The 13,029-nt window shown below is 54.5% G+C and carries 10 protein-coding genes; 5 read left to right on the forward strand and 5 right to left on the reverse strand.

Features of this window, described 5'->3' with window-relative positions; all coding sequences use genetic code 11:
- Positions 1–48: 48 nt before the first annotated feature.
- From D5366_RS02285 to D5366_RS02300, 4 genes are all read left to right on the forward strand, one after another.
- A complete protein-coding gene (locus D5366_RS02285; RefSeq protein WP_141492123.1) occupies positions 49–849 on the forward strand; it encodes an SDR family NAD(P)-dependent oxidoreductase in 801 nt (266 codons plus the stop codon).
- A 3-nt stretch (positions 850–852) separates the two neighbouring features.
- A complete protein-coding gene (locus tag D5366_RS02290) occupies positions 853–1,221 on the forward strand; it encodes a response regulator (protein WP_141492124.1) in 369 nt (122 codons plus the stop codon).
- A 10-nt stretch (positions 1,222–1,231) separates the two neighbouring features.
- Positions 1,232–2,839 carry a tetratricopeptide repeat protein gene (locus D5366_RS02295; protein WP_141492125.1) on the forward strand — a complete coding sequence of 536 codons (1,608 nt, stop codon included), beginning with the start codon at positions 1,232–1,234 and terminating at the stop codon, positions 2,837–2,839.
- Positions 2,840–3,074: 235 nt separating this feature from the next.
- Positions 3,075–3,980, forward strand: coding sequence for a TIGR01777 family oxidoreductase (locus D5366_RS02300; RefSeq protein ID WP_141492126.1), 906 nt, complete (start codon positions 3,075–3,077; stop codon positions 3,978–3,980).
- Between the two features lie 26 nt (positions 3,981–4,006).
- Here D5366_RS02300 and D5366_RS02305 read toward each other — a convergent pair whose 3' ends face one another.
- From D5366_RS02305 to D5366_RS02320, 4 genes are all read right to left on the reverse strand, one after another.
- A complete protein-coding gene (locus D5366_RS02305) occupies positions 4,007–4,369 on the reverse strand; it encodes a thiol-disulfide oxidoreductase DCC family protein (RefSeq protein ID WP_141492127.1) in 363 nt (120 codons plus the stop codon).
- Between the two features lie 98 nt (positions 4,370–4,467).
- Complete coding sequence (locus D5366_RS02310; protein WP_141493766.1) at positions 4,468–4,947, reverse strand: YaiI/YqxD family protein; 480 nt, start codon at positions 4,945–4,947, stop codon at positions 4,468–4,470.
- A gap of 123 nt (positions 4,948–5,070) precedes the next feature.
- The gene (locus D5366_RS02315; protein WP_240775300.1) at positions 5,071–9,279 is read right to left on the reverse strand and encodes a translocation/assembly module TamB domain-containing protein; all 4,209 of its coding nucleotides are present in this window, start codon (positions 9,277–9,279) and stop codon (positions 5,071–5,073) included.
- The gene (locus D5366_RS02320) at positions 9,279–11,261 is read right to left on the reverse strand and encodes an autotransporter assembly complex protein TamA (RefSeq protein WP_205839616.1); all 1,983 of its coding nucleotides are present in this window, start codon (positions 11,259–11,261) and stop codon (positions 9,279–9,281) included. Before D5366_RS02320 ends, D5366_RS02315 begins: the two co-directional genes overlap by 1 nt.
- Before the next feature lie 466 nt (positions 11,262–11,727).
- Here D5366_RS02320 and D5366_RS02325 point away from each other — a divergent pair, with 466 nt between their 5' ends.
- Complete coding sequence (locus tag D5366_RS02325) at positions 11,728–12,723, forward strand: lysophospholipid acyltransferase family protein (protein ID WP_141492128.1); 996 nt, start codon at positions 11,728–11,730, stop codon at positions 12,721–12,723.
- A 145-nt stretch (positions 12,724–12,868) separates the two neighbouring features.
- Here D5366_RS02325 and D5366_RS11840 read toward each other — a convergent pair whose 3' ends face one another.
- Positions 12,869–13,018, reverse strand: coding sequence for a hypothetical protein (locus tag D5366_RS11840; RefSeq protein ID WP_205839598.1), 150 nt, complete (start codon positions 13,016–13,018; stop codon positions 12,869–12,871).
- Between the last annotated feature and the right edge of the window lie 11 nt (positions 13,019–13,029).

Genomic DNA, 13,029 nt, shown 5'->3' on the forward strand with positions numbered 1-13,029 from the left:
TCAACCCGTTTTAGATACCAACCACTTTGAAGGATAGGTGAGGAAACCATGCCCGCCCCTTACATAGACCGTTTCGCTGGCAAGAAAGTTCTTGTCACAGGTGCATCTCAGGGAATTGGTGAAGCAACGGCTCTCCGCTTCGCTGAAGAAGGCGCTCAAGTCGCCCTGAATGGCCGTAAAGAAGACAAGCTGATTGCCGTGCGCGATAAGCTGCCGAAGGTTGCCGGCGGTGACCACGCCATCGCAACAGGCGACATCTCCAAGGAAGCTGACGTCAAGCGCTTGATGAGCGAAAGCATCGAGAGCATGGGCGGCCTTGACGTACTGGTCTGTAATGCTGGCTACCAGATCGCATCCCCATCTGAAGACATCAAGCTGGAAGACTTTGAAGGCGTTTTGGCTGTCAACGTCACAGGCGTCATGCTTCCTTGCCGCGAAGCCATCAAATACTGGCTCGAAAACGGCATTCACGGCGTGATTATCGTGAACTCCTCTGTTCACCAAATCATTCCTAAGCCGCATTATCTCGGCTACTCTGCGTCCAAAGGCGCGGTGGACAACATCGTCCGCACGCTGGCCCTCGAATACGCAAGCCGCGGCATCCGCGTAAACGCCGTTGCGCCCGGCGCGATCGTAACGCCAATCAACATGTCCTGGATCAACGACCCAGAGCAGTACAAGAACGTCTCATCGCACATCCCGATGAAGCGCCCCGGTGAAAGCCGTGAAATTGCAGATGCAATCACCTTCTTGGCAGCCGAAGACAGCACATACATCACCGGACAAACTCTGTTCGTTGATGGTGGCCTGACCCTGTTCGGTGACTTTGAGAAGAACTGGTCTTCGTAAATCATGACTCATTCTCGCACGGCGCTTGTCGTAGAGGACGATTTCATTATTAGGCTCTGTCTAACAGAGTTTCTTGAGGGCGAGGGCTTCAGCGTTGCTGAAGCCTCCGGTCTCGAAGAGGTGGAGGCCATCTTAGACGGTGGCACCACTTTCGACGTTCTTATAACGGACTACTACCTGACCAATAGTACTGGCCCGGAAGTTGTCTCCGCCGCGAGAAAAAAACAGCCGTCCCTGCCTGTTATTTACATCAGCGGCAATGATGTTGCTCCAGACGGCACCTCACCACTTGCACGACACCTAACGAAACCTTACGCTTTAGAGGATGTTTTGAGCGCAATTGACGCTCTTACTATTTCCTCTTCTCGTTAGACGGTGTTGAATGACGCAAAGCAACTCTCCTGCGCCGCCTATTAATTACAGCACAACCTTAACGCATTGCAGAGACGCACTGCTCAAGAACGATGCTGCAAGCGCCTTAGAGCTGCTACAAACGCTCCCTGTAACGCCCGATACACTCTCAGAAAAGGCACACGCCCTTTTCCTCAATCGCGCTTATGTCGAAGCCGCCCGCTTCTTCATTGAGGCATCGCCCCCCTTTGGTCCGCACGCTATAGGGGTGTTCTTACCCAAGGCCGTCAAGCAAGGACGCCGCCCTGAGCTTCTATACCTCATTGATGCGGCCCTTAAAGAAACCCCAGACGATGTACGCCTTTTTGAGGCCAAAGCCACAGTCCTGATGGAACTCGGCCGTCTTAAAGAAGCAGAACTGCAAATACGCAGCAGCCTTGAGCGACGACCAAACAACGACAATACGCTCAATACTCTCGCAATGATCCTTTGTGAGTCAGGCCGCTTTGATGAGGCCATAGCCATTCTGAAAACGCTTCATCAGCGGGCGCCCGATCAATGGACCCCATTGTGCAACCTCGCGTGCACATTGACAAATATCGGCCGCCTTGATGAAGCCGCCAATCTCTACCGTGAAGCAATTATTTTAGCCCCACAAGAAGCTGCTTTGCGCCTCAACCATTCCATAACAATGCTCAAAGCAGGCCGTATGGCGCAGGGCTGGGCCGAGCACGAATGGCGTTTTGGTCTACCAGGGCACACCAGCCTCCCCCGTGAGCGCCTTTTGCCCAATATTACACCCTCGCTGGACCTCAAAGGCAAACGCGTCCTGATCACTCAGGAAGAAGGGCTGGGCGATACGCTCATGTATCTACGCTACCTCCCCGCACTGATACGCACCGGCGCGCTGGTACATGTCTGGGGCGCCCCCACGCTTACCGCGCTCACCGAACGCATCGAGGGTATCTCGGCAGTCCAAAGCGGAGGTAAAACCCCGGATTACGACTACCATTGCCCTTTTATCAGCTTGCCACGGGCTTTCTCTGCTACGCCCGATGCCATGGGCGCGCCAGTGCCTTACTTGACCGCGGACCCAGCCAAAAAGGCTTACTGGCTTAAAGCAGTCCACTCCGATCAAAAGTTGAAAGTCGGGCTCGTCTGGGCTGGGGGAGCTAGACCCGAAAACTCCACATCCTACATGCTGGACCGTAAACGCTCCATGCCTTTAAAGGCACTCAACCCCCTCGCCTCTCTGGAGGGGCTTTCCTTCTATTCCCTGCAAAAAGACAGCCCCGCTGAGCAATTGCCAGATTTTTCAGGCCCTATTACCAATTATATGCCGCAATGCCTCGACATGGATGACACAGCCGCGCTCGTTTCGGCGCTGGACGTCATCGTTACGGTTGATACATCAATGGTTCATTTAGCAGGCGCTCTCGGCAAGCCTGTCATTATGATGGACAGGACGACTAATTGCTGGCGCTGGTTGCAAGACCGCGAAGACAGCCCCTGGTATCCGGCGATGCGTATCGTACGACAAACACGCTTCCAAGAATGGGGAGATGTCGTAGAACGCGTTGCACAACTCTTAAAACGCGCCCAATCCGAGGGAGCCTCGAGTATTTCTGCGGCAAAATGACCTGCAGGGCGTGGATACACAGTACCCTTTTGCAGCTTTTAGCTCGGTACTGCTCTCCCCTTACTACGGTCATTCTTCAATTCAAAAATTGATGGAAGGGAGCGGAGAAACTCAAAGTGCGCACGTAAAATCAGGTATTTTCACGCCGCGCGAAACCACCTGACATGACGACGCTTTTATAAAACATTCTTAGTTTTCTCCTGCACCCTTGCAGGCCCGGCCAGCGGAGACCCCCATGCGCATTCTCATCACAGGTGGAACGGGTTTGATTGGCCGCTCACTAACAGCACAATGGCTGCATCAAAGACATGATATCACTATCCTGAGCCGCACGCCTGAACGGGTTGCACAAATCTGCCCCGGCGCAAAAGGCACAGCGGATCTTAATAGCCTGCATAAAAGTACTCCCGGCTTCGACGCCGTGGTCAATCTCGCAGGGGCCCCAATAGCAGACCGCCCATGGACACAAAAACGGCGCTCCATCCTTTGGAAAAGCCGGATCAGCCTGACAGAAAAAATCGTTAGCTTCATGGGGCAACAAGATCACAAGCCAGCATTACTTTTATCGTCATCTGCTGTGGGTTGGTACGGTGACCAACGCGATGACCTTATCACTGAAAGCAGTCCTGCACGCGATACTGACTTCGGAAGTACGTTGTGCCAAGCATGGGAAAATGCTGCGTTACGCGCGCAGGATTTTAACACCCGGGTAGCTATAGTCAGAACCGCCCCCGTGCTCTCCGCGCATGGCGGCATGTTGCAGCGTATGTGCCCGGCTTTCCGCCTCGGGCTAGGCGGTCGTATCGGCAGCGGGCACCAGTGGATGCCTTGGATTCACCTGCAAGACATTGTCCAAATTTATGACACGTTGCTGCACAACAATGCCTGCCACGGCCCCTACAACGCAGTTGCGCCACAACTGATACGAAATACCGAATTTACGCAGGCGCTGGCCAATACGCTCCACCGCCCCGCAAAATTCGTAATACCTGCGGCACTCCTCAAACTTGCGCTCGGAGAGATGTCGAGCATGATGCTGAACAGCCAAAGAATTCAGCCGGAGAAGCTTGAACAAATCGGCTATAACTGGGCATACCCGGACATTGAATCCGCCATGCGTGAATGCCTAGGAAAGCACTGAAAGACGTCACTCAGCTTCGGGTATGTTTATAGCGGTCTACGCAACCACCGTTGCAAGAATGGTCGTATTCTTAGGAATTTTACGTAGCCGTATTCGAGCATACCCAAGATCGTTTTGTTTTTTGCCAATAGTCCAAGCCACCGCAAGGCTGGGATCTCGCGCCACATAGCAGCAAACGCAGCTGCACCGGAATAAAGCGTTTCCCCCTTTTGCGCGTGCAAACGACGCAGCATGAGGGAACGTTCAAGCGGGCAAGAGGCGCCTGCTTCGGTCAGGTCAATGAACCTGATACGCTGACGCTTATCCAACCGTTTCATCAGAGCAATTTCGCGCAGGCACAATGGGCAGCCGCCATCATACCACAATGTCAAACGTCCATTTTGCTCCATTTTTTCAGCCCTTGCTTTTATTAGCGCCTAACGGAAAACGTTTTAGTCTTTCAACAAGTTTAAGCCTTTTTACATCGGGATTTAGTCGGAGCTTTCAGTCAGTCAAAAGACGGCATAACAGACGGCATCTTAGGCTTCCGCGCTTTGACGACCAAGGTATCCAATGCTGAAAGAAAGCGGGAACGATCGTTCTTAGCGAAACTACTCGCCCCTGGTGTTATCATCCCGGCTGAACGCAAGTCCGTCATTAAATTACGCATTGCCAACGCCATGCCGATTGCGTCGCTGTCCAAAATTCTTCCTTTAGGCTCCAGCACGTAAGCACCTTTTTCTACGCAACGTGCGGCCAGTGGAATATCCGCTGTAATGACGATATCCCGACTTTCTGCACGCTCCGCGATCCAATCATCAGCAACGTCAGGCCCCGCATCGACCACAATACGCTCAATGATGGGGGAGGACGGCAAAGCAATCATTCGGTTCGCTACAACGAATACGTGCACATTGTAGCGCCCTGCCACACGATACACCTCGTCTTTGACAGGGCAGGCATCAGAATCAATAAAAATACGAGTCATTCCCGCAAACTGACTCAGGAACACCAGAAGCGCAAACCAAACATGCACTGCCTCCCCTCATACATAAGAGGAGGCATATGTGACATTACTCTTGGATAAGGCGCCACATCAGCATACTCAGCCTCAATAATCATACCCGTAAGACAAACCAACGCTTGAGCCCGGATCGTTTTCAGGGGTTGTGAAGCCTGTCACCTGCCCACCTGTACCAACGGTCGTGTTCAGCTTAAGACGTTTGGTCAGGTCGACTTGGACTTGTGCTTGTGTCCCGGTGCCAGACATCGCCTGCTTGGCGCCCACATAAACACCTTTCATGACGTATTTACCTGCCTCAACGCTGGTACCGCCATTATTGACCCCACCACCACCACCAATAGCGAGGCGATCCAACCCAAGCGCATTACGCACCTTAGACATCGGGTCAAAGGAAGAGCCGCCCGCCAGCTGCGCAACAGCCGCACCAAGCTCAGCCAGCTGCATGGTTGATAGCGAATGTGAATCCGTACCGAACAGCAAAATAGCCAAGACTTCATCGCGCGGCTGATGCGGTACGGATGTGAAATCCAATTTCGGCGCGCTCGCGTAGCCCGTTACGAGCAGAGAAGCGAGCGTACCTTTCGCATTGCGATCAGCCCGAAAATCAAGCGTGGGGTCCAAACGGTGGTTAACGCCCGCGCCGTTGAAACCAACGCGTCCATGCGTGAAGTTTAGGTTGATGCCAGCAAGGTTGAAGTTACCGCGCCGCAAATCAAATCCACCCGTCACAATCGGCGCAGTACTAACACCGCCAACATGAAGGTTACCTGCCATTTCAGCATCAAGCCCATGGCCGCGCACCAAGAAACGACCCGGCGAGTTAACATTGATGTTTAAACCTATCGACAGAGCACTCGTTGGTGCCGCTGCTTTTTGTCCGGGACGAATAACATTCAACTGCGGAACCGATGCAGGCAGTGAATCTGGAATATTCACAAGGACAGACGGCAGCCCCACTTGGCCATCCACATCGATATGGGATGCGGCATGCCCATGAATCCTTAAATCGGTATTGATAGTCGCCGTAATCAAATCACTCGCTATTGGCGTCGCATTTTGCGATACAATCGCTATATCCATTGGCAGCTCAGGCTGAAACACCCCAACATTGCCATCAATAGCGATTGTGCCTTGCCCGGCATGCGCCAGAATATGCTGGATATGCAGCGCATCCCCTGAAGCCAGAACCGTGCCATTAATGGCCGTAAGGCTCACACCTTGAGCATAGCTATTAAAGCTGACGTTTTGTACTTGAACACTACCACTGGCGCGAGGCTGCTTGGCCGTTCCTGCAATATGCATATCCAAAACGACATGCCCTTGAGTTTCCATCCCCTGTGCACCGAGGACTGCATTCGCCACGTCCAGATCAACATGACCTTTGGTCGCCAATGCGAGCGCCCCTTGAGGCGAAAGGGGTACCGTACCATTCGCGCTTAGATTGATTTTCGGCCCTGCCTCAAACAAAGCGTCAAGCCGCGCAACTTTTCCTGCAAGCGCAACATTTGTGCGTAGGTTTGCCGCTGGCAGTGACGCTGCCGGCCCCGTACTCAAATGCAAGCCCTGCGCTGTCAGAGCCACCGTCCCTCCGGGCTCAGCCATAGTTCCAGTCAAATGTGCACGGGCAGCAATAACACCACTCGCCTTTAAGTCGGGCGCAAAAGGGCGCGCCAGTGCAGGCGTCAAATGGTCAATCGTAGCATCCAATGCCAAGCGTGGTTTTACATCGCCGCGCACATCAATGGTAGCGGGAGCCACGCCCGTTGGCGCAACCGTCATGCGGAAGTGATCCACACCCATGCGCTCACCGAAGCGAATAAGAGATGACCCGGACACAACCAGCCGTTCCCCCTTCGCAAGGGCCTCCAAACGCGAAAGCTGAAGTGTTTTTTCCGGGACATTCACCCGCGCAACAGTATTGAGGGAGGCCGGTGCCCCCATGACATTTTGGAAAGCCCCGGACGCTACAATATCAAGCGCCGTTTGTGGGCCTTTCACGCTCGCCTTTAATCCTCCGGTCATGTCCCCTGATGCTTGATGCACCCGCAAACCTGCCAGATTGATGTCCAGATTAGGAATGGGTGTTCCCGTCGGGTCATCAACAAACCCTTTAAGGGTCAGATTTTTCACTGACGCCTGAGGAGCCGCTAACGTACTCTCCAGCCCCAATGTCACGCGGGGGGGCGCATTCGCGGTTTCCGTTGTATGTAACGCCAACATAAGGCGCCCGCTAATTTTTTGCCCCGAAATACGGCGAAAATCCGCCAGATTACGAATAGCTAGATCAAGGTCCCCTAAAGGAATTTTAGCGCCCGCAGGCAAACGCAAAGCGCCCTTCCCGCTCAGGCTATTCCAATCCAATTGCGCCAAATTGACAAAAAACGTTCCGGCATCATCCCGCCTGAGCTGCGTGTCCAATGCAAAGGGTGCTCGGTCCAGCTCTCCATGACCAAGGATCCGCCCCTCTGGATGCGAGGGCAGATGCCGGGCATCAACATCAAGCGTTACCGGCCCGGCAGGTACGTCATTAGCACCGATATTGCCCTTTAAGCCTGCTTTTAAGGCCAAATCCTGCATGGGGCCGTCAAGTTGCGCCACAAGCTCTGTCTGGCCATGAAGCGCGGGAACGGCTTTCGCCAAATCGGTTAATTTAAGCGCCAGCTGCGCGCTCACAGTCTTTGCCTGATCAGCCGCTAAACTTCCATTCGCAGAGAGGTGCAGCGCCTGTCCATCTACACCGACCTGATGCAAGACAACGCCCCTCGCCGCAGATTGGCTAACGTCAAAAGAGAAACGCCCGTCTCTGCCGATCAGGTTAACGGCTTGCGGTTGCCCAGCAACGATACTTAACAGACCTTGGCCTTTTAAGGTCAGGTCATCCTGCTCTGCTTTTGGCAAAGCCACGTCCGCATCCAAAGAAGCCTTGCCAGACAGATCAACGTTACCGATCCGAGCCAGAGGCGCCAGATTGGGCAGAGTTACAGCGATATGTGCCTTCACAGCCGGGCTCAGAGTCGCGTTCAAACCGACCGTAAACAGTTGATGCGTCACACTAACATCGACAGGTCGGGACGGCGCAAAAGGATGTGCCACAACGTCCAAGTCAAGCGGTGCGCTGGCCAATATCTGTGGATCAGGTGCCGGAACCCGCAGCCCTAGGATATGCGCCGTCAGATGCAGAGCGTTTTTGGTCTGATCCGGCTGCTCCTGCCCGTCAAAGTGCAGACTTAAGTGATCCAGCCCAGCACCAGCGACAGCAAGGGCATCAACATCCAAAAGCCCTTGGCCCGAGGGCCCCACAAACGGCCCATGCAACACGGTATCAAGCGCAATATCGTTCCAGCTTACACCCGGCTTCGGTGCCATAGCGGGGGCATGGCCTTTAACATGCACATTGAGTGTGTTGGCCAAAAGATTAAGCGCACCGTTCGCATCCAGTTGCGCAGCACCCGCTTTAAGGTGCGTTTCCAACGCTGCATCGTCCCGTGGCCCATTAAGCGACACGACCAGATTAAGCGGCTCTAGCACGGGCATTCCACCCAGCGTCTGTATCAGGCCACCCTCTCCTTCTTGCGCGGAGATATTCGCTTTAATGCGATGAGCGGGCGTTTCCAGCACAAGGTCAACCAAACCCGGCATATCGAGGCGCTGCACCCGGAAAGCGGCCGCTATATCGGGGAGGTTTGCCACGCTCAAACCGGCTCCGAAAGGAGCTATTGTATCAACCCGCAAACGTCCGTTTGCTTTTAGTGTTATGGCCTGCCCCAAAAGTGAAGGAGCAACGACCAAACGGTCCAGCGCCATGTGGTCCACGACCACGCCAAATGAGGGCAAACCGCCGCCTTTTGCGGAAGTAGCTTTTTGGGTGTCCGCTGTGCTTTCTGAAACTGGAGCGCGAAGGACGTTTAGCTGCCCAATTGCAACCTCATCAATATGCACCGTTTTATGAAGCAGGCTGAGAGGAGACCAGCGAAATGCGAAACGATCCAAGGCCAGCCATACGCCTTGCTTGTCTTTTACCTCCAAATGATTGAAGGCCAAACTTAAAGGCAATGTGCCCGACAAGCCTGTAAGGGTAACCATCCCACCTGAGAGAGGCGTAATTTTACCCTCGATCAGACGCTGCCCCGGCCCGGTGTTTACAGCAACAAGCACGGCAGCAATCGCCACCACGACAATACCGACAGGCACGCCTAAAACCCACGCCATAACTTTGAGCATGCGGCGAGCAAGAGAGCGCTTTACCGGCTGCTTGGCTGCTTGTGTGGTGTCCTGCTGCTCAAGATTATGTGGCATCAGAACGTCTCCCCAAGGCCAAGATACAACTCCCATTTATCGCCCTGTGCCGGGCGATTAACAGGCAACGCGACATCCACGCGCACCGGTCCAATAGGCGTAAAATACCTCACGCCAGCTCCGTACCCTATTCGCAGCGTACCCTGCCCCGGCCTGGACCCCGTCCCGACCTGCCCAGCATCCACGAAAGCAGCCATACCCAAGTTTTTTGGTAGGCGTTGCCGGAACTCTACGGTGCCAGCATCCATGGACGTGCCACCTATCGCATATTTCGTGTTGCCGTATTGTGGCCCTACCCCTTGATAGCGAAAGCCACGCACCGTTGCTGGGCCACCAGCGTAGAGGCGTTGGTCCGGCGGGATCTGATAAGTTGATGCACCCTGCACAGAACCAACAATGCCGCGCACGGCAAGCACCGAACTGCCGGGCTTGGTAATGCCTAGCCGGGCAAAATCGAAATATGTTGAAGCTTGCGCCGTTAAAATAGTAAAGAACGAAGTGGTGCTGCCCAACGAAACAGAGGGCGTCGCCGTTAAAGATGCGCGTATCCCGTGCGTTGCTGGGTCGATAGGGTTTAGCAATTGCGTGCTGTCATAGGTCGCAGATAAGGGCGTAGAAATAATGAAATAGCGGCGCGTGTCCCCAAATTGCTGGATTTCTTCACGCATGCCCATCAAACCCGCCGAGACAAACCAGTAACGCCCCAAGTGCCGTCCTAATCCACCGCGCGCCAAAAATGCTGTTTGACGGTAGGAATATAAAAGCTGCTTTATCGCCTCAACCCGCAGGCTCAGCGTCTGATCACGCCGTAGAAAGTCCGGCTTGTTAAAATCTGCATACACATCATAACCAAGGCCTTGTTGAGCAGAACCGCCCAGCCCGGTGACCAGCGCCGTAAGCTTTAACTGCTCGGCCGCCCCCAAAAGGTTATGATGCGTCCAGCTCACACCCGCACGTCCACCCAAATCTGTGGAAAAACCAGCCTGCGCTGAAAGCGTGTGTCGTTTGCCTTCCGCAAAGCCAAAATTTACGGGCATTGCTTGGGTAACACCCGGCACGCGGCTGATATTTGGCCCAAGCGTTATGATAGGGGGGGCATCATGGACCTGAACAGTCGAAAACACGCCCGTGCCTGCCAGGTCTTGCCTTGCAGCCTCAATCGTTGAAGGGCGATAAAGCTCTCCTTCATGCAGGGTTAAGCGGCGGCGCAGAAATGAATCTTTGACATGCACCAAACCGCTAAGCGCGATGGGCCCAATAACGACTTTAGGCCCGCGCTCCACGTGGTAGATAATATCGAGAGTCTGACTTTGCGGCTTAAGATACGCCACTGGCGTCGCGACAACGGCTGTCGCGTAGCCCTCCTCTTCCAGATAAGTCAGCAGATTTCCTTGAGCGGCCAAAACGGTCGCCGCCAGAGCAGGTTGACCGCTGGCAAGCCCAAAAGCTTTTTGTTCGCCCTCAGTCAGCGTTACCGGCTGAGGCGGCTGCGTTGTGGCCTGAGCCTTGGTGGCAGCAGGCGAAGCTCCTGCTTTATGCTGCGTTTGTGCCGAAGCCTGTGTCGGAGCTGGCGTCGGGGGTTGCGTCGAAGCTGATGTCGGGGCTGACGGGTCTGCTTTGACCTTGGGTTCAGGCGCCACAATGGACACATCACCGAGGCGGAACTGCGTCCCTAGCGCCGCCGCAATCGTGATTTTTACGCTTCCCTTGCCCCCGTTTTTGGCGCCCGCAGTTTTTAAAGCGTCCGGCAATTCAGGGTTAAGTCCGTCTAATGATTGCCCGGCAACATCGACGCTGATGGTAACGTGACCAGCATAGTAGCCTTGAGATTCCAGGGCGGTATTAACCCGGTCATAATCGGCACGAATACGCCCCGAGAGAGCGTATGGCCCAACAGCCTGTGTTTTTTGCAATACTTGAAGCTGTGAGGATGCCGCGACGGCACTATCAACGGCACCGTTCCCCGTTTTTTTTAAAGACACTTTGTAAGGAACGACGACGGCCTCTTGAGCAACCGGTGCGGGAGTGGTCCCTGATACGCCCGAACTACCGGGCTGCGGCGCGGCGGCGAGAGCCCCGACCGAAAGCAAGCTCGTGCCTCCAACCAGAAGGGAGCTCAAAGCAATACGCGAAGCAATACAACGGAAAAGACGACCTGCTGGCACCGATTAGTCCTGATCCCACAACACTGAAAATACATATTATCTGGCGCAAATTTCCATGCACCTAAACTCTGTAAAGGCAGGCGGCCTAGCCCGCGCATCATACAACGCACGAGACACCACTTTAGATGTGCGCATTAGAGGTTTTAACCTCCTACAGCGCAAAAAAGCCCGCCCCGTTCTAACAAGATTCACAAAAATACAAAAAAAATCCTACGAAAAAGCCCCGCAAATGCCCCCCGAACGGATTGTATGTTCCGCTTGAAAACCTTATCAATCACAGGTGATGGCTTACCGTAATGCAGGGCAACAGACCCGACGCCGCCCCAATTCACGTCCGGTTTTAAGCGAGGATGAACTCCACGCTGCACACGTTGTCACAACGCGCACAACGCGCACAACGCGTATGAGTCGCAGCTTCTGCATCGGCCGTCTGATCTCTATTCTGATCACTACGTTTTGGCTCGGCTGCGTCCAAACCCTTCTCGTGCGCTTGCCGGGCAGTGGCAAAATACGTCTCGCACGCTTTTACTGGGCAAGCGTAGCTCGTATCCTTGGCCTTAAAGTCCGGGTCGTTGGTCAGCCTGCGGGCGGTATCCGCACAGCCAAAGACGTCCAGAACGGTGCGCGGCCTGTAGTATACGTTGCCAACCACACGTCTTGGCTCGATATTGCTACAATGGGTGGCGTAATCCCGACCGTCTTTGTCGCGAAGGGCGAAGTCAGCGGCTGGCCACTAATCGGTATTGTCTCCCGCCTCGGGCGAAGCATCTTCGTAAGCCGCAACCGCCAAAATACCGGCCGAGAACTCGAAGACATGTCAGCCCGCCTGTGGGCCGGAGATGACATCATGCTGTTCCCTGAGGGAACATCAAGCGATGGCACACGGGTTTTGCCCTTCTTGTCATCCTTCTTTGCCGTAGCAAAACCGGGTCGCCTCGAACAGGCGGGCATGCCCAAGCCCCCACCCGTTCTTATTCAGCCTGTCTCTCTCGTCTATGACCGGCTGGAAGGCCTCCCCGTTGGCCGCATGCGCCGCAAAGTCTTTTCGTGGTTCGGGGACATGGACCTCGCCCCGCATGTCTGGGCTTTTGGCCAATGGCGGACGATGAGAGCAACGGTTTTATTCCACCCTCCCATCGACCCTGAAAAATTCCGCTCGCGCAAAGTACTCGCCCAAGAGGCATATAAAATTGTGGAAAACGGCGCGACGGAAATTCGCCGTGGCCGTGTTGGGCGCGCTCCCGGCGGTGAAGCCGTCATAGGCGAGAATCGCCCGTGAAAAGCGTGCTTGTCACGTCAGCACAGTTTCGCAACGTTTTTTCAACCTTCGCGAAGTTTGCCTTGACTCACCCCGATTTCTCACTTCACTCTCAGTCTTGAAAATGGCGCAATACTGCGGCCCTTTAACGAAGGTGACCCCCTATTCAGGCCTGTGCTGCACATCTGTTCTCATGCCGTCCAACACAGACGGATTGTGAAGAAACCTTGATTGTAAGCGTTTCCCCCACCATAACCGCGCTCAACTCTGCATGGTCTGCCCATTCCGCGCTGTTGCGCTGTCCGGACACCAACATGCACATGTCTG

Origin of the sequence: Neokomagataea tanensis, from assembly GCF_006542335.1 — a bacterium.
In the GTDB taxonomy this organism is placed as follows: Bacteria; Pseudomonadota; Alphaproteobacteria; order Acetobacterales; family Acetobacteraceae; genus Gluconobacter; species Gluconobacter tanensis.